This window comes from Acinetobacter sp. AOR43_HL, assembly GCF_027854635.1.
In the GTDB taxonomy this organism is placed as follows: domain Bacteria; phylum Pseudomonadota; class Gammaproteobacteria; order Pseudomonadales; family Moraxellaceae; genus Acinetobacter; species Acinetobacter pittii.
In genome coordinates this window covers 83,389-102,588 of record NZ_JAKTHX010000002.1, presented here as the reverse complement: position 1 = coordinate 102,588, position 19,200 = coordinate 83,389, and the positions used below count along the sequence as shown (strand labels likewise).

21 protein-coding genes are annotated in these 19,200 nt (G+C 39.4%); 15 read left to right on the top strand and 6 right to left on the bottom strand.

The features are described from left to right. The first annotated feature begins 16 nt into the window (after positions 1-16). The 6 genes from MKL33_RS00510 to MKL33_RS00485 all read left to right on the top strand — a co-directional run bounded on the left by MKL33_RS00510 (position 17) and on the right by MKL33_RS00485 (position 5,526). Positions 17-1,024 carry a sulfate ABC transporter substrate-binding protein gene (locus MKL33_RS00510; protein WP_001212602.1) on the top strand — a complete coding sequence of 336 codons (1,008 nt, stop codon included), beginning with the start codon at positions 17-19 and terminating at the stop codon, positions 1,022-1,024. 30 nt (positions 1,025-1,054) lie between these two features. Beyond that, positions 1,055-1,663: an RBBP9/YdeN family alpha/beta hydrolase gene (locus tag MKL33_RS00505; RefSeq protein ID WP_270906274.1), complete on the top strand. Its 609-nt coding sequence runs from the start codon at positions 1,055-1,057 to the stop codon at positions 1,661-1,663. An 80-nt stretch (positions 1,664-1,743) separates the two neighbouring features. Continuing rightward, on the top strand, positions 1,744-2,577 hold the full coding sequence (cysT, locus tag MKL33_RS00500) for a sulfate ABC transporter permease subunit CysT (RefSeq protein ID WP_005067805.1): 834 nt from the start codon (positions 1,744-1,746) through the stop codon (positions 2,575-2,577). Beyond that, positions 2,574-3,458, top strand: coding sequence for a sulfate ABC transporter permease subunit CysW (cysW, locus tag MKL33_RS00495; protein ID WP_130173534.1), 885 nt, complete (start codon positions 2,574-2,576; stop codon positions 3,456-3,458). Before cysT ends, cysW begins: the two co-directional genes overlap by 4 nt. An 11-nt stretch (positions 3,459-3,469) precedes the next feature. Beyond that, a complete protein-coding gene (locus tag MKL33_RS00490; protein ID WP_002118816.1) occupies positions 3,470-4,531 on the top strand; it encodes a sulfate/molybdate ABC transporter ATP-binding protein in 1,062 nt (353 codons plus the stop codon). Between the two features lie 71 nt (positions 4,532-4,602). Beyond that, positions 4,603-5,526: a CysB family HTH-type transcriptional regulator gene (locus MKL33_RS00485; RefSeq protein WP_002118601.1), complete on the top strand. Its 924-nt coding sequence runs from the start codon at positions 4,603-4,605 to the stop codon at positions 5,524-5,526. A 92-nt stretch (positions 5,527-5,618) separates the two neighbouring features. Here MKL33_RS00485 and carO read toward each other — a convergent pair whose 3' ends face one another. Beyond that, complete coding sequence (gene carO / locus MKL33_RS00480) at positions 5,619-6,368, bottom strand: ornithine uptake porin CarO type 1 (protein ID WP_078221260.1); 750 nt, start codon at positions 6,366-6,368, stop codon at positions 5,619-5,621. A 295-nt stretch (positions 6,369-6,663) separates the two neighbouring features. Here carO and dapD point away from each other — a divergent pair, with 295 nt between their 5' ends. From dapD to MKL33_RS00440, 8 genes are all read left to right on the top strand, one after another. Next, positions 6,664-7,485, top strand: coding sequence for a 2,3,4,5-tetrahydropyridine-2,6-dicarboxylate N-succinyltransferase (dapD, locus tag MKL33_RS00475; RefSeq protein ID WP_270906273.1), 822 nt, complete (start codon positions 6,664-6,666; stop codon positions 7,483-7,485). 98 nt (positions 7,486-7,583) lie between these two features. Continuing rightward, the gene (queE, locus tag MKL33_RS00470; protein ID WP_270906272.1) at positions 7,584-8,294 is read left to right on the top strand and encodes a 7-carboxy-7-deazaguanine synthase QueE; all 711 of its coding nucleotides are present in this window, start codon (positions 7,584-7,586) and stop codon (positions 8,292-8,294) included. A 40-nt stretch (positions 8,295-8,334) separates the two neighbouring features. Further along, the gene (queC, locus tag MKL33_RS00465; protein ID WP_002118843.1) at positions 8,335-9,003 is read left to right on the top strand and encodes a 7-cyano-7-deazaguanine synthase QueC; all 669 of its coding nucleotides are present in this window, start codon (positions 8,335-8,337) and stop codon (positions 9,001-9,003) included. Between the two features lie 16 nt (positions 9,004-9,019). Continuing rightward, positions 9,020-9,436 (top strand): hypothetical protein, encoded by a 417-nt coding sequence (locus MKL33_RS00460; RefSeq protein ID WP_002118993.1) that lies wholly within the window; start codon positions 9,020-9,022, stop codon positions 9,434-9,436. Positions 9,437-9,532: 96 nt separating this feature from the next. Beyond that, entirely contained in the window at positions 9,533-10,219 is a 687-nt protein-coding gene (locus MKL33_RS00455; protein WP_270906271.1) for a diphthine--ammonia ligase, read from the top strand. A gap of 17 nt (positions 10,220-10,236) precedes the next feature. Beyond that, entirely contained in the window at positions 10,237-10,698 is a 462-nt protein-coding gene (locus MKL33_RS00450; RefSeq protein ID WP_017399250.1) for a peroxiredoxin, read from the top strand. Positions 10,699-10,816: 118 nt separating this feature from the next. Beyond that, positions 10,817-11,386: a CAP domain-containing protein gene (locus MKL33_RS00445; protein WP_005073120.1), complete on the top strand. Its 570-nt coding sequence runs from the start codon at positions 10,817-10,819 to the stop codon at positions 11,384-11,386. An 11-nt stretch (positions 11,387-11,397) separates the two neighbouring features. After that, positions 11,398-11,760, top strand: coding sequence for a glyoxalase superfamily protein (locus MKL33_RS00440; protein WP_005067793.1), 363 nt, complete (start codon positions 11,398-11,400; stop codon positions 11,758-11,760). An 11-nt stretch (positions 11,761-11,771) separates the two neighbouring features. On the opposite strand, the gene MKL33_RS00435 is transcribed toward MKL33_RS00440, so the two are convergent. Then, positions 11,772-12,347 carry a nicotinate-nicotinamide nucleotide adenylyltransferase gene (locus tag MKL33_RS00435; RefSeq protein ID WP_075383547.1) on the bottom strand — a complete coding sequence of 192 codons (576 nt, stop codon included), beginning with the start codon at positions 12,345-12,347 and terminating at the stop codon, positions 11,772-11,774. Between the two features lie 109 nt (positions 12,348-12,456). Here MKL33_RS00435 and MKL33_RS00430 point away from each other — a divergent pair, with 109 nt between their 5' ends. Next, positions 12,457-13,257 carry an enoyl-CoA hydratase-related protein gene (locus MKL33_RS00430; RefSeq protein ID WP_005073113.1) on the top strand — a complete coding sequence of 267 codons (801 nt, stop codon included), beginning with the start codon at positions 12,457-12,459 and terminating at the stop codon, positions 13,255-13,257. On the opposite strand, the gene MKL33_RS00425 is transcribed toward MKL33_RS00430, so the two are convergent. The 4 genes from MKL33_RS00425 to purL form a co-directional block, all read right to left on the bottom strand. After that, complete coding sequence (locus MKL33_RS00425) at positions 13,254-13,571, bottom strand: hypothetical protein (protein WP_005067788.1); 318 nt, start codon at positions 13,569-13,571, stop codon at positions 13,254-13,256. The two genes, MKL33_RS00430 and MKL33_RS00425, sit on opposite strands and share 4 nt — an antisense overlap. Before the next feature lie 68 nt (positions 13,572-13,639). Continuing rightward, positions 13,640-13,765, bottom strand: coding sequence for a KGW motif small protein (locus MKL33_RS00420; protein WP_002118600.1), 126 nt, complete (start codon positions 13,763-13,765; stop codon positions 13,640-13,642). A 200-nt stretch (positions 13,766-13,965) separates the two neighbouring features. Further along, positions 13,966-15,171 carry a multidrug effflux MFS transporter gene (locus MKL33_RS00415; protein WP_270906270.1) on the bottom strand — a complete coding sequence of 402 codons (1,206 nt, stop codon included), beginning with the start codon at positions 15,169-15,171 and terminating at the stop codon, positions 13,966-13,968. A 77-nt stretch (positions 15,172-15,248) separates the two neighbouring features. Then, entirely contained in the window at positions 15,249-19,082 is a 3,834-nt protein-coding gene (purL, locus tag MKL33_RS00410; protein WP_069035770.1) for a phosphoribosylformylglycinamidine synthase, read from the bottom strand. Between the last annotated feature and the right edge of the window lie 118 nt (positions 19,083-19,200).

Below are 19,200 nucleotides of genomic sequence, written 5' to 3'. Positions count from 1 at the left end.
TTTGAGGACTTATCTCATGCGTTTTTCTCAATTAAAAGTCGGGGTTATCGCTGCACTTCTTTCTGTTTCGTCATTTGCAGCCCAAGAATTTTTAAACGTTTCTTACGATCCTACTCGTGAGCTATATACAGATTTCAACAAACAGTTCGGTACATACTGGAAACAACGTACTGGTCAAGATATTGAGTTTAAGCAATCACACGGCGGCTCTGGTAAACAGGCTCGTGCGGTTATCGATGGTTTAAATGCAGATGTGGTGACATTAGCACTTGCAGCAGATATTGATGAAATTGCTGAAAAAGCAAAATTACTTCCAACCAACTGGCAGAAAAAACTGCCACAAAACTCAACGCCATATACATCAACCATTGTATTTTTGGTGCGTAAAGGCAACCCAAAGCAAATTAAAGACTGGGCTGATTTAATCAAACCAGGCGTAGAAATCATTACACCAAACCCGAAAACTTCTGGTGGTGCTCGTTGGAATTATCTTGCAGCTTGGGCTTGGGCAAAACATCAACCGGGTGGCAATGATGCGAAAGCACAAGAATACGTTCGCCAAATTTATAAACATACTAAAGTTCTAGACTCTGGTGCTCGCGGTGCGACGACTACTTTCGCTGAGCGTGGCATTGGTGATGTATTACTGGCTTGGGAGAATGAAGCTCATTTAGCTATTCGTGAACAGCCAGGCAAATTTGAAATTATTACTCCGTCTCTTTCGATCTTAGCTGAGCCTCCAGTTGCAATTGTGGAGAAGAATGCAGCTAAAAAAGGCAACTTAACGATTGCTAAAGGTTATCTCAACTATTTGTACTCACCTGCTGGTCAAGAAATTGCAGCACGTAACTTCTACCGTCCGCGTAACGCAGCTGTTCTTAAAAAATACAGCAATGTATTTAAGCCATTAAAGCTTGTAACAATCGACAAAGAGTTTGGTGGTTGGACAAAAGTACAAAAACAACACTTCGATAATGGTGGTGTTTTCGATCAAATCGTGAAAATCAATAGTGCAGAGAAGTAATTCTTTGCACTAAAGGTAAGGAGAACAGACATGATTCACACTGTAATTGTTCCGGGTGTAGGTGGCAGTGAACATCAGCATTGGCAATCTTGGTTGCAGCGTCAACTCGTGTCTAGTTCTCGTGTTGAGCAAAAAAACTGGGATAGACCTGTATTAAGCGAATGGGTTGAGCAATTCGTTAAAACAGTTCAAGCAGCTCAAGCTCCTGTTCAAATTGTTGCACATAGTTTTGGATGCTTAACGAGTGTAGCTGCTTTGGCTGAGCATCCAGAATTAAGAAGCCAAGTTAAGAAACTAATTTTAGTCGCTCCAGCGAATCCGGCACGCTTTGGGGAAGCAGGGTTTGCTCGCCATAGCTTGACCGACTACAAAGATTATTTTCATCAATTAAAAATTGATGTGCCTGCAACGCTACTCATTAGTGAAAATGATCCATGGCTCGGCTTTTTTGATGCGTTACAACTTGCAAAATCATGGAAGTTAAATCCCGTTAATCTTGGTGAAGTGGGCCATATTAACGTTGCCTCAGGTTTTGGGCCATTTTCGGATTTGCTGAACTATTTGATCCCAGAAGATTCGATGTGTAGTCACTCATCTATCGACCCGGTAAAAACACATTTCTCTTTGAAATTTGCTTAATACCAATCTTTATACCTCACTGTTTATCTTTATTTATTCGCTTACTGGTTTCAGCAGGCTTTTCTCTTTGAGGAAATATCATGTCGCAGCGATCCCGAGTGCTGCCTGGGTTTGGTCTATCTTTGGGCTTCACCCTCGCCTATGTGTCTTTTATTGTGCTTATTCCATTAGCCGCAGTCTTTATCAAATCATTTGGAATCGGATGGGACGGATTATGGGAAATTTTAACCTCTGAGCGTATTTTAAAATCGCTTCAACTCAGCTTTAGTTCAGCTTTAATCGCAGCATCTATTAATGTTGTGTTTGGTCTGCTTTTGGCTTGGTGTCTTGTTCGCTATAACTTTCCCGGAAAGCGTCTAGTTGATGCTTTGGTCGATTTACCATTTGCTCTTCCAACGGCAGTTGCAGGTATTGCACTGACTTCACTCTATGCACCTACTGGTTGGTTAGGTCAATATCTGGAACCACTTGGTATTCAGGTTGCCTATACGCCTATCGGAATTACGCTGGCATTGGTATTTATTGGTATTCCTTTTATTGTTCGGACCGTTCAACCGGTACTCAGCGATATTGAAACCGAACTTGAGGAAGCAGCTTCAGCACTTGGTGCAAATCGTTGGCAGACCATTACTAAAATTATTTTACCCATCTTACTACCTGCTCTATTTACAGGCTTTGCTTTAGCATTTGCTCGCGGCGTGGGTGAGTATGGTTCTGTTATTTTTATTGCAGGTAACCAGCCATTTAAAACAGAAATTGCACCGCTGATGATCATTTCTCGTCTTGAAGAATATGATTATGCAGGTGCAACGACCATTGCAGCGGTCATGTTAGTTCTCTCTTTTATCATTCTATTTGTCATTAACTTACTTCAAGCATGGGCAAACCGTCGTACAGGGAGAAACATCACATGAATTTACATACCGACAGCAACGCACTTGCTTTGAAGTTACAGTCTCGTGATGCGACACGTGAGCCAACTTGGGTACGTTATACCCTTATTACAATTGCACTGATTTTTTTCCTCAGTTGCCTCATGCTGCCACTCATTTTAGTTTTCGTAGAAGCATTTAAACAGGGACTTGAAGTCTATGTTCAGGCTTTGATTGATCCAGATACCTTATCAGCAGTGAAATTAACATTACTCACTGCAGCAATTGCAGTTCCAATTAATGTGATATTTGGTGTTGGCGCTGCATGGGCTGTCTCTAAGTTCCAGTTTAGAGGTAAGGCAATTTTAACCACTATCATTGATATGCCTTTTTCTGTTTCACCCGTTATTGCAGGTTTAATGATTGTTCTAATTTTTGGTGCTCAAGGCTGGTTTGGTGGGTGGTTAATGGAACATGACATCAAAGTTTTATATGCCGTACCTGCAATTGTTTTAGCAACCATTTTTATTACGGTTCCATTTGTAGCACGTGAGTTAATTCCACTCATGGAAGCTCAGGGAACAGAGGAAGAAGAAGCAGCAATTGTACTCGGCGCATCAGGTTGGCAAACTTTTTGGAAGGTCACACTCCCTAACATTAAATGGGGTCTAATTTACGGCGTGATTTTGTGTAATGCCCGTGCAATGGGTGAGTTTGGCGCAGTATCAGTGGTTTCTGGTCATATCCGTGGTGAAACCAATACCCTGCCACTGCATGTCGAAATTTTATATAACGAGTACACCTTTAGCGCAGCCTTTGCCGTGTCCTCACTGCTTGCCTTCTTAGCTCTTTTAACACTGATTTTAAAAACTTGGTTAGAGCTACATCAAGATAAACCAGAACCGCATTCAACTGATTCGTAAGGAATGAAATCATGAGTATTCAAGTTAAAAATATTGAAAAACACTTTGGTGCATTCCATGCGCTTAAAAATATTTCTCTAGATTTTCCGGAAGGCGAACTGGTTGCCCTACTCGGTCCATCTGGTTGCGGTAAGACGACTCTGCTTCGTATCATTGCAGGTCTAGAATCAGCCGATGGCGGTCAGGTTTTACTTGAAGGTGAAGATGCGACTAATGTACATGTCCGTGAGCGTCAGGTCGGCTTTGTATTTCAGCACTATGCTTTATTCCGTCACATGACTGTATTTGACAATATTGCATTTGGTTTACGTGTTCGTCCTCGTGCAACCCGTCCTTCAGAAGCTGAAATTAAAAAACGTGTCACTCGTTTACTTGATCTAGTTCAACTAGGCTTTTTAGCAGACCGCTACCCTGCTCAGCTTTCTGGCGGACAACGTCAGCGTATTGCTTTAGCCCGTGCTTTGGCAGTAGAACCACGAGTCTTATTGCTTGATGAACCATTTGGTGCACTAGATGCAAAAGTCCGTAAGGAGTTACGCCGCTGGTTACGCAACTTGCATGATGAATTGCATATTACGTCAATCTTTGTAACCCACGATCAGGAAGAAGCACTTGAGGTTGCAGACCAAATTATTGTAATGAATAAGGGGAATGTCGAGCAGATCGGCTCACCTCGTGAAGTTTATGAAAAACCTGCAACGCCATTTGTGTTTGATTTCTTGGGTCAGGCAAATCGATTTGAAGGTGAACATACGGAAGGTATTATCCGTATCGGTAATGACCGTATTCAGTTGCCAACAGCAGTTGAGGCACCTCAAGGAAAAGTGATTGCTTTTGCCCGTCCAGATGAGTTACATATTCACTCGCAACCGCAAGCGAATACCATTGAAGCGACTTTTGTACGTGAAATCTGGATTGCTGGAAAAGTAGTGGCCGAATTACAAGACCGTAATGGACGTTTAATTGAAATTGCTCTGAGCAGTGAAGCTGCAAAATTACATGCATTTAAACCTAATCAAACTGTTTGGGTGAGCGCATCTCAATTGCACTTATTTGCAGACCAAGTTGCTTAAGAAATATATTTGGTGAGGAAATATCTTGCGGATCTTTAGACGCTCCTCACCTCTTTTGAGGAAAAGTGTAAATGAACTTTCAACAATTAAGAATTATCCGAGAAACAGTACGCCAAAACTTTAACTTGACGGAAGCATCGGCTGCACTCTACACATCTCAATCGGGTGTAAGTAAACACATCAAAGATTTAGAAGATGAATTAGGTGTTCAACTTTTCGTTCGTAAAGGTAAACGCCTTTTAGGTTTAACTGAACCAGGACAGTCACTTCTTAGCATTGTTGAACGCATGTTAGTGGATGCTGAAAATATTAAACGACTTGCTGAAGATTTTAATAAGGTTGACGAAGGAACATTAACGATCGCAACTACGCATACTCAAGCGCGTTATGTATTACCTCCAATCGTTAATCAATTTAAGAAATTATTTCCAAAAGTTCATTTGATTTTACAACAAGCTAGCCCTGTCGAAATTTCAGAAATGCTTTTACAAGGCGAAGCGGATATTGGAATTGCAACCGAGTCTTTAACGACTGAAGAAAATCTGGCTAGCATTCCTTACTATCAATGGCAGCACAGTATTATTACCCCGCAAAATCATCCTTTAGTGCAGGCGGATAAAATCACTCTAGAACTTTTAGCAGAATATCCACTCATTACTTATCATGGTGGTTTTACAGGTCGATCTAAAATTGATAAAGCCTTTGAAGAGGCTCATCTAGATGCAGATATCGTAATGTCAGCTCTTGATGCCGATGTTATCAAAACCTATGTGGAACTTGGCATGGGTGTGGGTATTGTCAATGACGTGGCTTATGATACAGAACGTGATTATCGTTTAAAACAAACCAAAACTGATATTTTTGGTGTTAATACAACGTGGATTGCGGTTCGCAAAGGCCATCTTTTACGCGGCTATGGTTACGAGTTTATTTCTTTATGCTCACCTGATGCGGATATTAAAGCACTTAAGAAAATTGCTTACCCAGATGAATAAAAATTCAAATAAATAAAAGGGCTTTTTAGCTCTTTTATTTATTTTATTAGGTACAAAAAAACGAGCCGTAGCTCGTTTTTTCTTTTGTGATCTTACCAGTAGAAGTTCACACCAACCTTACCAACTGGTAACCATTTGTATTTATCGTCATTACGAATTTCATTTTCTTCCTTATCTACTGCATCTTGAGCAGACGTTGGGTTACCATTCACAGGAGCAAGATTATATTGAGTTAACTGAACTTTTGGATTACCTGTATAGTAAGCACCTACTTCACCAAATACACCCCAATTTTTATTAAATTTCGGTGCAAAACCAAAACCTACATAAGGGGCGATATTATTTTCATAATTCATCTTACCTCTTACACCACCTTCTTGGCCAGCAACTGCTTGTTGATAGTTTTTACCATCAATTGATAATGTTTCGCCATTACCAATACGTTTAGCTAAGTCATAATCATTATCTAAATAAGCAGCACCCGCAGCTACATATAAGCCTTGAGCCCATGGATTAGAACTAGCGCCCCAAGGACGTATTTCAGCATTTAGATAAATATTATTGTTATCCATATCTAGGTCATATTTAGTACCATTTACAGAGACGTCATCTGTCCACGAAATGTCACCGCCGTTATAACCCAGAGCCAAACCTACATATGGGTTGGCTTGCCATAATAAAGCACCACCGTAACCAGTTGTACCTACCTCAGCACGCACCCCTACAGGAAGTAATTGTTTTTGGTCAAATGCATAGCTGTCATGAACAACAGCTTCATCTGCCATTGCGGCACCAGCAGCGAATAAAGCTGTTGTTGTGACTAACGCACGTAATGCTTTCATAGTTTTCTCCTCAAAAAGGCTTTGTTTTTAATTTATTCATCTTGTGACTGAAATCATAATAATGACAGCTTAGATTCTTTTTTATACAAAAAATGCTAGATTTCTGTTATTTTTTGATACAAATTGAGTTAAATTTTTATTTTCAAATCATTTTTGTGTAAAAAACACTTGATTATCTAATAAGCTTATTTTGATTTACCTCATTTATATCATCAATTAAACGTAACACGTTTTTTGAAAGATTCTTGTCACAAATTATTGTAAAATCTTTAAAATTTTTTATGGAAGGAAGATCATGTCTCAGCTTTCTACGATCATTGAGCAAGCATTTGAAGACCGCGCAAATTTTACTGCAGCAGATTGTTCAAGCGAAATTCGCCAAGCTGTTGAAGAAGCAATTGCTTGTTTAGATAACGGTACACTTCGAGTTGCTGAAAAAATCAATGGTGAATGGGTTGTTCATCAATGGTTAAAAAAAGCTGTTTTATTATCATTTAAACTGAATGACAATAAACCAATCGAGTCATGTGATCTTCGTTTCTATGATAAAGTTGAAACTAAATTCTCTGGTTGGACTGAAGAGCAATTTAAAGCTGCAGGTGTTCGTGTTGTTCCTCCTGCTGTAGCACGTCGTGGTAGCTTCCAAGCTAAAAACGTGGTGTTAATGCCATCTTATGTCAACATTGGTGCTTATGTAGATGAAGGCACAATGGTTGATACATGGGCAACTGTAGGTTCATGTGCTCAAATCGGTAAAAATGTTCACTTATCTGGTGGTGTAGGTATTGGTGGTGTTTTAGAACCATTACAAGCTAACCCAACCATTATTGAAGATAACTGCTTTATCGGTGCACGTTCAGAAATCGTTGAAGGCGTAATCGTTGAAGAAGGCTCAGTTATTTCAATGGGCGTTTTCATTGGTCAATCAACTAAAATTTATGACCGTGAAACTGGCGAAATCCATTATGGCCGTGTACCAGCAGGTTCAGTTGTAGTTTCAGGTAGCTTGCCATCTAAATGTGGTACTTACAGCTTATATGCTGCAATTATCGTGAAAAAAGTTGATGCGCAAACACGTTCAAAAACAAGCTTGAACGATTTGTTACGCGCTGACTAATTTGTTATAACTCTGTTGCGGAGCTTTAATCGCTCCTCATCTCTACGATCAAACTGATCGTAGAGATTTTATTTTTTATATAGTGTGGTATTTCTAGAATGGCTTCCTTACGTTCCTCTGCAATTCCTGTCTCAGACCCTGCGTCCGGGTTACGCATTACCGAGATTTTTTACTCGTTGCAGGGTGAAGCAAATGCCTCTGGCCTACCGACTGTATTTATTCGTCTAACAGGCTGTCCATTACGTTGTAGCTATTGCGATACCACCTATTCCTTTGAAGGTGGCGAACGTTTTTCACTTGAACATATCATTGAAACAGCTACACAATTTCAAACACCTTATATTTGTGTAACAGGTGGTGAACCTCTTGCTCAGCCAAACTGTTTGATATTATTACAACGTTTATGTGAGGCAGGTTTTGACGTCTCTTTAGAAACCAGTGGCGCTCTTGATGTATCAAGAGTGGATCCTCGTGTTTCAAAAGTCCTAGATTTAAAGACTCCAACTTCTGGTGAAGAACATCGCAATCTCACCAGTAATCTTGACCATTTAACACCACGTGACCAAATCAAATTTGTGATTTGTAATCGTGAAGACTATGAATGGTCAAAGCAACAAGTTGAAAAATATCAACTGCAAACCAAAGTCAGTACCGTTTGGTTCTCCCCTGCCTTTGCGGTTGAAAAAGGTGCTGTAGGCCTGCCACGTCTAGCACGTGATCTGGCACAGTGGATACTTGATGATAAATTACCTGTTCGTTTCCAGCTTCAGTTACATAAACTGCTTTGGAACGATGAATCAGGTCGTTAATCACTCAATAAAATAAATCATTCCGAATATGGAGAAAAATATGCGCTCTCGTGCCATTGTTTTACTTTCAGGCGGCTTAGACTCAACCACTTGCCTAGCTTGGGCACAAGCGCGCTATGAATGTATTGCTATTAGTTTTATGTATGGTCAACGCTCAACCACTGAACTTGATGCTGCAAAAGCATTAGCTCAGCGTTCAGGTGTTGAACATCGTGTAATTAATATTGATCTCGCTAATTTAGGTGGATCAGCACTTACAGATCACAACATTGCAGTACCAGAACAGTTACAAGAAGGTATTCCTGTAACTTATGTACCAGCGCGTAACACTATTTTCCTCTCGTATGCTCTAGCAGCAGCTGAAGTATTTAATGCTGAAGCTATTGTTATTGGTATCAATGCTGTTGATTATTCAGGATATCCTGATTGTCGCCCTGAATTTATTGATGCTTTTGCGAATATGGCCCGTTTAGCAACTAAAGCTGGCGTAGAAGGAAAACCACTTAAATTTGAAACACCCCTGTTACATTTATCCAAAGCGAATATCATACGTTTAGGGATTGAACATGGCGTAGACTATAGTCAAACGGTATCTTGCTACCAAGCAGATGCTCAAGGACGTGCGTGTGGTAAATGTGACAGTTGCCGTTTGCGTAAAGAAGGCTTTATCGATGCTGGTGTTACCGATCCAACACGCTATATACCGTAATAAGTAGGTAAAATTTATGAAGTTGTTAAAATCAAATCTTATTCTTTCATCTTTATTCTCAGCAGCTGCACTTATGGCTGGTTCAGTTCAAGCAGCTGAAAACCCAGTTCAAGCGGCATATAAAAGCACTAACGTTAAAGGTGCATTAGTTAACGTTTGTAAAGAACAAACTGCTAAAGGCGGCAAGTTAAGTTCATCTGAAGTTAGCAAATTCTGTAGCTGCCAAGTTGAAGCACAAGGTAAAGTGACTGAAGCACAAAAATGGGAAATCCAAAGCGCAATCAATGCGAAGAAAAGCCCAAGTTCTCTAGGATTTGTACAACAACAAAACCGTGATCTTAAAGCATGTTTCGGTCCTCAGTTAACAACTAAGCTTGAAAAGTTAACTGAAGATGCAATGAAGGCAGCTCAACAACAAGCTCCTAAAAAATAAGATTTTAATGTTCCAAATTAAGCCTGCATTTATGCAGGCTTTTTTATAGCTCTGTTAAAATAACAGCACTTTTGACCAATTCATTTGATGTAAGCCATGCAAGAACAATGGAAAACTAATGCTAACCATAAAAGGTCTATTGTCTCATTTAGTGGAGGCAAAGATAGTTCTCTAGCACTCTACCATGCAATGCAGACAGGCGAAGTGATTGGATTGATCGTAATGCTAGAAGAACAAGGCCAACGTTCTCGCTCACATGCCATGCCTCTTGATATTATTCAAGCACAAGCTAAAGCAATCGGTTTGCCCGTGCTTATGGCTTCATCAAGTTGGAATGACTATGAAGTAAAGTTTATTGAATTACTCAATCAAGCAAAGCAACAAAGAGCCGAGGTACTGGTTACAGGTGACCTTGATATGCCTGAACACGGCTGTTGGCATGATCGAGTAACGCAACAAGTAGGTCTTCAATTAGGAATGCCTCTTTGGTTACGTCCGCATCGTGAAGTTGTTGAAGAATTTATTCAACTTGGATTCAAAAGTGTCATTGTTACTGTGAATCTAAAACTCGGAATGAAGGAGGAGGATTTAGGTAAAACTTTAACTTTAGAATATATCCAAGAGCTTGAGAACCGTGGCATTGATCCATGTGGTGAGGGCGGTGAATTTCATACGACTGTGATTGATGGACCAATTTTTAACAAAGCAATCCCTGTAAGAAAACTCAATATTGTTTATCATGAGGAATACGCTTTTTTACCACTTGAATTAGATCAAATTTAACTTTTAAAGGATAAGAAATGTCTGAGAATATTCAACTGCCAAATCAGGTGTTCCCTACTACACACGGCGAAGTGAACTTGACCGAAGTCGAAAATGAATGGCTAATCATTTACTTCTATCCTAAAGATTCAACACCAGGATGTACAACACAAGCAGTGGGTTTTTCTTGTTTGAAAGATCAGTTTGATGCTTTAGGTGCCCGTATTTTCGGTATTTCACGTGACTCGGTAAAAGCCCATCAAAATTTTACAGAGAAGCAAGCACTTACTATTGATCTGATCAGTGATAAAGAAGAAATTCTTTGTCATCACTTTGATGTGATTAAAGAAAAGAATATGTATGGTAAAAAAGTAATGGGTATTGAACGTTCTACTTTTATTTTCCATAACAAAACTTTAGTTAAAAGCTATCGCAAAGTTAAAGCAGCTGGGCATGCAGAGCAAGTTCTAGAAGACTTAAAAGCTCTACAAACAGCTTAATAAACTTAAGAAACAAAAAGCGGGCATAATGCTCGTTTTTTGTATATGAACAAATTACTTACTCCTTTACTTTGGCGTATGATAAAGACATTAGAATAATTCACGCTAAGGTATTTACATGAGTCTGCTCAAAGTTTGTAATTTACTGTCTAGTGGTCTTGTTATCTCTGCTTGCTCCGTTAGTTCATCCAGTATGCCGCCCTCAATTACACCATCTACCACGCAAGTTGAAACTCCACCTATAAAAATAAGTTGCCAAGATTTACAAAACCCTGCCTATCAACAAACCGTACTTAAAATAATTAATCAAATTCGCCAGCAATCACGCCAATGTGGACAACAACATTTCGCTGCAACCAGACCATTAAGTTGGAGTAATAATTTATATAAAGGTGCACTTTCTCATAGTGAAGATATGGCAACACACAACTTTCTCGGACATGTTGGCTCCACGGGACTAGATTTAAAATCACGTTTGAAAATTTATAATACACTCGGTAAAGCCAATGGTGAAAATGTCGCGAGTGGACAGAAAACATTAGATGAAGTGATGTCTAGGTGGCTGTCGAGTCCCCTACATTGTAGTAACCTAATGAACCCTAAATTTACAACCTATGCAATTGCTTGTGCTTCTGATCAATCTGTAAAACAAAAGAGCTATTGGACTCAACAATTTGGTACACGTTAAAAGGAAAAAAGATGCAATCAGGTTCGATCACCCCTATTTTAAGAATTTTTGATGTCGAGTTAGCTCAATCATTTTATCTTGAGTTCTTAGGTTTTCAGCTTGATTGGCAACACCAATTTGAAGACAACTTTCCGTTATATTTACAAATTTCTAAAGATGATTGCGTTATTCATTTATCCGAGCATTTTGGAGATGCGAGTCCTCATAGCGCGATCCGTATCTATTGGGAACATATCTATGAGTTGCACAGTGAACTAAGCCAAAAAAATTATAAATTTTCTAAGCCTCAAGTTGAAAAAACAGATTGGGAGACACTTGAACTCAGTATCACCGATCCTTTTTCTAACCGAATTATCTTTTGGGCAGATGCTTAATCGATATACATTTATTCAAAATCATCGAGATTAGAACGATCATCTTCTTCAAAACGTTGTTGCAACTGTTGATAAGTGCGTGTTTTTTTAAATTCATCCAAAAATTGAATAGTTCCTACAGGGAAAAATTCCGTTTGGATTTCACCACGATAATAAGCTTCACGCATTGGCGTTGCCGAAATTGAATCTTTTAAACTATCTAGTTCAACCATAATCCACTCAGGAAATAGTCGTAAATAATATGAAGACTCATCCTTAAAGTGTCCAATCAAACCAACTTTTGAGTTCGGTTCAATTACGCCATTCACTAAAAATTTGACTTGTTTGACCCATTTTTCGTCATTATAAACATCTACTACATGTACAAAACGAATGCGTTTTTGCTCTTCTAACGAGAAATTTGACAAGATCATTTGCTCGCGCTCTACTGCTAAGAACGGATTTTTAATATTACGTTCCATTTGAGCAGAACCTAATGCCAAAACGACATAGTGGCTTTGTTGTAAGGCAATTTCAATTGTCTGCATATGAGCTAAATGAAATGGTTGAAAACGCCCTATAAAAACGAGATAGTCAAATTTATACATAATTAGATTTTCACTTTTTATGAACTCACCAGTTAACCGCATTACAAAAAATATGCGCCATAATGAGAACCTAAAAATTAACAACGTGGTTTAAAGCAAGGATAGTACGATGACACTTAGCTGTATTCAACAACCTCATCAACATTTACACGCAAATTTAGAAGGTGGCGTACTCACCTTAGCCATAAATCGCCCAGAAGCAAAAAATGCACTGTATGGCGAACTTTACTTATGGATTGCCAAAGCACTTGATGAAGCTGACCAAGACAAAGATGTACGAGTAATCGTTCTACGTGGTGTAGAGCAAGATTTTACCGCTGGTAATGACATGAAAGATTTTATGGGTTTTGTACAAAATCCTAATCTAGGCCCAGCAGGTCAAGTTCCTCCGTTTGTACTCCTTAAATCTGCTGCTAGATTATCGAAGCCACTTATTATTGCAGTAAAAGGTGTGGCTATTGGTATTGGTGTTACGATTTTATTACATGCAGATTTAGTTTTTGCTGACAATACCGCCCTTTTCCAAATTCCATTTGTAAGTCTTGGCCTTTCTCCAGAAGGCGGTGCAAGCCAATTATTGGTTAAACAAGCGGGTTATCACAAAGCAGCTGAACTTCTATTTACTGCGAAAAAATTTAATGCAGAAACCGCAGTACAAGCAAGCTTAGTTAATGAAGTTGTTGAAGATGCTTATGCATCTGCTCAGGCAACTGCTCAACATTTAGCAGCTTTGCCACTTGCCTCATTAAAACAAACCAAAGCATTAATGAAACATGATTTAGATCAAATTATTGAATGTATTGACCATGAAGCTGAAATCTTTATGCAACGCGTTCAATCTCCAGAAATGCTAGAAGCTGTACAAGCATTTATGCAGAAACGTAAACCAGATTTCTCACAGTTTAATTAAAAATCAATTTCTATGATTTGAATAAACTCAAAGGCAGGCTCTTCATAAGGATGGCTTGCCTTTAATGCTTTTGCTACAGCCTTTGCATTTTCTTCAATTACAATTGTTTCAACGCGCCACTCATCAACTTGTTCAAGTTCACCCAGCTCTCCGATATAAGGATCTGCACCTTTGACTGGTTTAAATTGCCCTATTCCTTTCACTTGCCATGCGCAGTGTTCGTAATTACCGATCCCCCCCGCACCAGCAGAAAAAATAGCTTGTTTAGTCGACTCAAGATGTGAATCAGGCACGTAATAAATCAGCTTTAACATAAGTAGAATGACTCAAAACTAGTGAACTTGCTTTAAATCATACCGTTAAAAAAGCTTCTAAATCAAAGTCAGCTCATCATTACCAAATAATTTGCTCCAATAAAGAGGATTTGAATGGCAAGCGCCAAGCCAAACAGGCGCCAGCCCTTATCTTTGGTATACATTGTTCTTATATGATACTTATTTTTCATCATTTTGATCTCCGATTTTTATCGTTGTTACAGAGAAAGCAAAAATTGATCCAATTTTAAACAAACTATAAAGTGTTAAATAGCCGAATGTCTATAGGCTTATAATTCTTCTAAAATGCTTAAAAGAGCTACACTCATTTTTATGTAGCTCTTATTCTGAACAAAATTTTAAATTTCAGTGTGCTAGCTGCATTTTTATAATTCTAAGCATTCGAATTCTTTAAATATCTGTTCTCATATATTGTCATCATAAATGCTAAACCACATAAAATGACGAAGCCGCCAGTCATTGGTATTAATGTACCGTCATATAATTGCCCAATAATAGATGCAAGAATAAGTGACAAAACAGAAGATGCTGCACCAATAATGGCCGATGCCATACCAGCAACATGTCCCATCGGTTCCATTGCAATTGCGTTTAAATTTCCAAATAAAGTTCCAAATAATAAAAATAAAATGCAGGCATAAAGCATAAACATCCAGAATGAAACAGCCACACCCAAAAGTTGAATTCCTAAGAAAACTAAAGAAATTAAGCACAAACCTAGAAAGCCATAAATACAGATTGGACGCATACCAAACTTCATAACAATTTTAGAATTTGTAAATGAAGCGATTCCCATCACACCAGCAAGCACAGCAAAATATGCACTAAACTCTTGCCCTGTTTTACCAAACTGCTGCATAAAAATTTGCTGAGAAGTACCCAAATAACCAATGAATCCACCAAAACAGAAACCTGCACATAGCAAATAGCTCATGGTGGTTTTGTTACTTACGACTTCTTTAAAGCCTTCCTGAAATGCTTGTAGGCGCATAGGTAAACGATTTTCGGGAAGTAACGTCTCTTCCAAACGTAAAGCAACCCATGCCCCCACAACTGTGGCATAGGCCATATATAAAACAAAGATCTCACGCCAACCAAAGAAATGGATAATGAGCTGTCCCAAACTTGGTGCAATTGCTGGGGCAACCATAAACACCATCATAATTAAAGACATGATGCGGGCCATTTGAGCCCCACTGTATTTATCTCTAACAATTGAAATAGAAGCCACGTAAGGACCTGATACGCCAACCCCTTGAATGAAACGTCCAACTAAAAACCATTCAAAACTTTGTGTGGTAAAGCACAATAAACTTCCCAGAAAGTAAATAACAATTCCTGTGAATAAAATGCGTTTACGGCCAATTGCATCGGATAGAGGCCCAGCAATCAATTGACCAATCGTCATACCAGAAAAAATACCAATAATGACCCACTGTGTCTGATTATTATTTTTTAAGTCAAAAACTCGTCCGATTTCGCCCAAAGCAGGTAGGACTGCATCTATTGAAAAAGAAACAATAGACATGAGCAATGCCATTAGTAATGCAAATTCATGGAAATGGATTTTTGATTTCATTTTTCTTCTCTGCTATTTATTAATATCGTACTACATACAAATAAGCCACCTTACGGTGGCTTATTTCAACTTTTATATTACCCGATAAACTTACGTGCATTACGGAACATACGTAACCATGCACCATCTTCAGTCCATTCTTCTGGACTCCAAGAGTGTTGAATTGCACGGAAAGTACGCTCTGGGTGTGGCATCATAATTGTTGCACGACCATCTTTAGACGTTACACCAGTAATCGCTTCAGGTGAACCATTCGGGTTCAATGGATAATGTTGAGTCGGGTTACCATGGCTGTCAACATAACGCAAAGCAACTTGATTCGCTGCATTCAAGCCTGCAATATCAGCTTCACTCGCAACTGCACGACCTTCACCGTGTGCTACAGCAATCGGTAAAATCGAACCTTCCATTCCATTAAGCAATACAGAAACAGATTTTTCAACACGAACGTTTACGCTACGAGCTTCAAAAACTTCTGACATATTGCGGTGGAAACGTGGCCAGTGTTCAGCACCTGGAATAAGTGGCGCTAATTGTGACAACATTTGGCAACCATTACAGATACCTAAGCTGAACGTATCTTCACGATGGAAGAATTGTTCAAACTGATCACGTAATTTCGCATTGAACAATACAGATTTTGCCCAGCCACCACCAGCACCCATTACGTCACCGTAAGAGAAACCACCACAAGTCACTAAACCTTCAAAATCACTTAGGCTAACGCGACCAGCAAGTAAATCACTCATGTGTACGTCAACGGTATTGAAACCAACCTTATCAAAGGCTGCCGCCATCTCAATATGACCATTTACACCTTGCTCACGCAAGATCGCCATATTAGGGCGACGTGTGTTAATGAACGGTGCTTCAATAGGTTCATTCAAGTCAAATGTTGGTTTAGCAATTAAGCCTTGATGTGATTTATCTGCAATTAAAGCAAATTCTTGGTCAGCAGTTTCTACGTTATCACGTAAACGTTGGATCTGATGAGATACCTCAGACCAAGCTTGTTGCAATTCTGCACGCTCTAAAGTCAAACCATTTACAGATAATTGATCTGTGTTGTTTACACGACCAACTACAGCAATTGCATCTTTCAAGCTAGATGCAGCAACTTCTGCTTGTAAAGCGTCCCAATCAGTTGCCTTAATTTGAAGAACTGCACCAATTTCTTCAGCAAATAAACTTGCTGGAGTTTGGTCTTCTAATGCAACACCTAAACGTGCAGCGAACATCATTTCAGCAACAGTTGCGAGTAAACCACCATCACCGATGTCATGGTAAGCTTGAATCAAGCCACGGTTGTTCCAATCTTGAATTAAAGCAAAGAACGCTTTGAAATCATCAAAACTATCAACGTCTGGAGTGATTGAACCGATTGCTTTATATACTTGCGCAAGAATCGAACCACCTAAACGGAACTGGCCTTTAGATAAATCAATACGTACAAGTACTGAATCTTCTAAATTCTTAAGTTCAGGTGTTAAAGTTTTACGAACATCTGTTACTGGAGCAAATGCAGTAATTACACCTGTCATTGGAGATGTTACAGCTTTGTCTTCACCGTTTTCGTTCCAAGTAGTACGCATTGAAAGCGAGTCTTTACCTACAGGAATCGCAATTCCTAAAGCAGGACACATTTCCATACCAATCGCTTTCACACCTTCAAACAATGCTTGGTCTTCACCTTTTTGACCAGCAGCAGCCATCCAGTTTGCAGAAAGTTTGATATCGCTAATTTGTTCAATGTTTGCACATGCAATATTAGTAATTGCTTCAGCAACTGCCAAGCGAGCAGACGCTGCTGGATTTAACAATGCAACTGGTGGACGTTCACCCATAGCCATTGCTTCACCAGTGAAGCCTTGTAAACTTGTCGTCGTCACTGCTGCATCTGCAACAGGAATCTGCCAACGACCAACCATTTGGTCACGTGCAACCATACCTGTAATTGAGCGGTCACCAATGGTGATCAAGAATGATTTCGAAGCAACTGTAGGATTTTTCAATACACGGAAAATCGCATCTTTCAAATCAACTTTTGAAGCGTCAAACTCGTTACCTTTACGCTCAATTGTTTCATAAGAACGTTGCATACGCGGTGTACCACCAAGCATTACTTGCATTGGGATATCAACTGCATTGTTCTGGAACAATGGATCTTCAACAGTTAAATGACGAGCTTCAGTTGCTTCACCTAACACGGCAAATGGACAACGTTCACGAGCACAGATTGATTCGAACTGTTCTAAAGACTCTGGACGAATTGCAAGAACATAACGCTCTTGTGCTTCGTTTGACCAGATTTCCATTGGGCTCATGCCCGGTTCTAATGAAGGAATCTTACGAAGGTTAAGAACTGCACCTAACTCATGGTCATTCACAAGTTCAGGCATAGCATTTGATAGACCACCCGCACCAACGTCGTGTACAGAAACGATTGGGTTGAAGTCTTCTAAGCGCCAGCATGTATCGATTACTTCTTGGCAACGGCGTTCCATTTCTGGATTTTCACGTTGTACAGAAGCGAAATCAAGGCTTTCACCCATTGTACCACTGTCTACAGAAGATGCTGCACCACCGCCAAGACCGATTAACATTGCAGGGCCACCCAATACAATGAGCAAGTCACCTGGTTGAATCGCATCTTTTTCTACATGGTCAGGACGAATGTTACCGTAACCACCAGCGATCATGATTGGCTTATGGAAGCCCTTCACTTCACCATTTACATTTTGTTCGAAAGTACGGAAATAACCATTTAATGCAGGGCGACCGAATTCGTTGTTAAATGCCGCGCCACCTAATGGGCCTTCAATCATGATTTGTAATGGCGATGCCATACGTGAAGGCTTACCGTAGTTTTCTTCCCACGGTTGTTCAAAACCAGGAATATTTAAGTTAGAAACTGTAAAGCCTGTTAAACCAGCTTTTGGCTTACCACCACGACCAGTTGCACCTTCATCACGGATTTCACCGCCTGAACCAGTTGCAGCACCAGCAAATGGAGAAATTGCTGTTGGGTGGTTATGAGTTTCAACCTTCATTAAAATATGAGCTGCTTGGCTCTTATATTTATAAACAAAGTGACCATTTTCATCCGCTTTTGGATAAAAACGCATCGTGTCATAACCCACAATTACTGAAGCATTATCTTTGTATGCAGATAAAACATCAGTTGGTGATTCTTTATAAGTGTTTTTAATCATTTGGAACAATGATAATGGTTGTTTTTCACCATCAATTGTCCATTCAGAACCGAAGATTTTATGACGACAGTGTTCAGAGTTCGCCTGTGCAAACATCATCAATTCGATATCATTTGGATTACGACCAAGCTTACCGAATGCTTCTGTTAAATAATCAATTTCTTGTTCAGAAAGCGCAAAACCGAACTCATTGTTCGCTTTAACCAAAGCTTCTTTGCCTTGGCCCAAGATATCAATTGAATTTAATGGTTTTGGAGCTGTTTCTGAGAATAATGCTTTTGCATCTTCAATTTGAGCAAAAACTGTTTCTGTCATACGGTCATGAAGTACTTGTTTAACTTCATTCGTAATTTCAGTAACGCCTTTTAACGTGAATAAAAGACCACGTTCTAAACGGTGTACTGGTGTATTACAGTTTTTGAAAATATCAGTTGCTTTAGAAGACCAAGGTGAAATAGTACCCACACGTGGTGTAACTAAAATCTGAATCTCATCACTTGCAGATTGACGAAGTTCAAAAGACTCACCGTCATTCAATAATTGCAAAGCAGATTGATGTTGCTGCTCGTTGAGCGCTTGATCAAACAAATAGACCCATTGGCTGTCAAAAGATTGAACAGAACTAATTGACGATAAACGTGTTAATAGTTGAGCTTTCTTAAAAGAAGAATGTGCTGCTGCACCGGCCACGATAAACATGTTGATTTTGGCTCCACGGGCAGGTCTTGTGAACCTTACCGCAATGTGACTTTAGAGAGAGCGCATATTCTACTGCTTCTTGCTAAAATCAGCTAGATGTAGAATCAGTATTCTGTAA

What these genes read in the sequence shown, in the direction of transcription:
- MKL33_RS00510 (WP_001212602.1), top strand. Translation starts at nt 17, where the DNA reads ATGCGTTTTTCTCAATTAAAAGTCGGGGTTATCGCTGCACTTCTTTCT.
- MKL33_RS00505 (WP_270906274.1), top strand. Translation starts at nt 1,055, where the DNA reads ATGATTCACACTGTAATTGTTCCGGGTGTAGGTGGCAGTGAACATCAG.
- cysT (WP_005067805.1), top strand. Translation starts at nt 1,744, where the DNA reads ATGTCGCAGCGATCCCGAGTGCTGCCTGGGTTTGGTCTATCTTTGGGC.
- cysW (WP_130173534.1), top strand. Translation starts at nt 2,574, where the DNA reads ATGAATTTACATACCGACAGCAACGCACTTGCTTTGAAGTTACAGTCT.
- MKL33_RS00490 (WP_002118816.1), top strand. Translation starts at nt 3,470, where the DNA reads ATGAGTATTCAAGTTAAAAATATTGAAAAACACTTTGGTGCATTCCAT.
- MKL33_RS00485 (WP_002118601.1), top strand. Translation starts at nt 4,603, where the DNA reads ATGAACTTTCAACAATTAAGAATTATCCGAGAAACAGTACGCCAAAAC.
- carO (WP_078221260.1), bottom strand. Translation starts at nt 6,368, where the DNA reads ATGAAAGCATTACGTGCGTTAGTCACAACAACAGCTTTATTCGCTGCT.
- dapD (WP_270906273.1), top strand. Translation starts at nt 6,664, where the DNA reads ATGTCTCAGCTTTCTACGATCATTGAGCAAGCATTTGAAGACCGCGCA.
- queE (WP_270906272.1), top strand. Translation starts at nt 7,584, where the DNA reads ATGGCTTCCTTACGTTCCTCTGCAATTCCTGTCTCAGACCCTGCGTCC.
- queC (WP_002118843.1), top strand. Translation starts at nt 8,335, where the DNA reads ATGCGCTCTCGTGCCATTGTTTTACTTTCAGGCGGCTTAGACTCAACC.
- MKL33_RS00460 (WP_002118993.1), top strand. Translation starts at nt 9,020, where the DNA reads ATGAAGTTGTTAAAATCAAATCTTATTCTTTCATCTTTATTCTCAGCA.
- MKL33_RS00455 (WP_270906271.1), top strand. Translation starts at nt 9,533, where the DNA reads ATGCAAGAACAATGGAAAACTAATGCTAACCATAAAAGGTCTATTGTC.
- MKL33_RS00450 (WP_017399250.1), top strand. Translation starts at nt 10,237, where the DNA reads ATGTCTGAGAATATTCAACTGCCAAATCAGGTGTTCCCTACTACACAC.
- MKL33_RS00445 (WP_005073120.1), top strand. Translation starts at nt 10,817, where the DNA reads ATGAGTCTGCTCAAAGTTTGTAATTTACTGTCTAGTGGTCTTGTTATC.
- MKL33_RS00440 (WP_005067793.1), top strand. Translation starts at nt 11,398, where the DNA reads ATGCAATCAGGTTCGATCACCCCTATTTTAAGAATTTTTGATGTCGAG.
- MKL33_RS00435 (WP_075383547.1), bottom strand. Translation starts at nt 12,347, where the DNA reads ATGTATAAATTTGACTATCTCGTTTTTATAGGGCGTTTTCAACCATTT.
- MKL33_RS00430 (WP_005073113.1), top strand. Translation starts at nt 12,457, where the DNA reads ATGACACTTAGCTGTATTCAACAACCTCATCAACATTTACACGCAAAT.
- MKL33_RS00425 (WP_005067788.1), bottom strand. Translation starts at nt 13,571, where the DNA reads ATGTTAAAGCTGATTTATTACGTGCCTGATTCACATCTTGAGTCGACT.
- MKL33_RS00420 (WP_002118600.1), bottom strand. Translation starts at nt 13,765, where the DNA reads ATGATGAAAAATAAGTATCATATAAGAACAATGTATACCAAAGATAAG.
- MKL33_RS00415 (WP_270906270.1), bottom strand. Translation starts at nt 15,171, where the DNA reads ATGAAATCAAAAATCCATTTCCATGAATTTGCATTACTAATGGCATTG.
- purL (WP_069035770.1), bottom strand. Translation starts at nt 19,082, where the DNA reads ATGTTTATCGTGGCCGGTGCAGCAGCACATTCTTCTTTTAAGAAAGCT.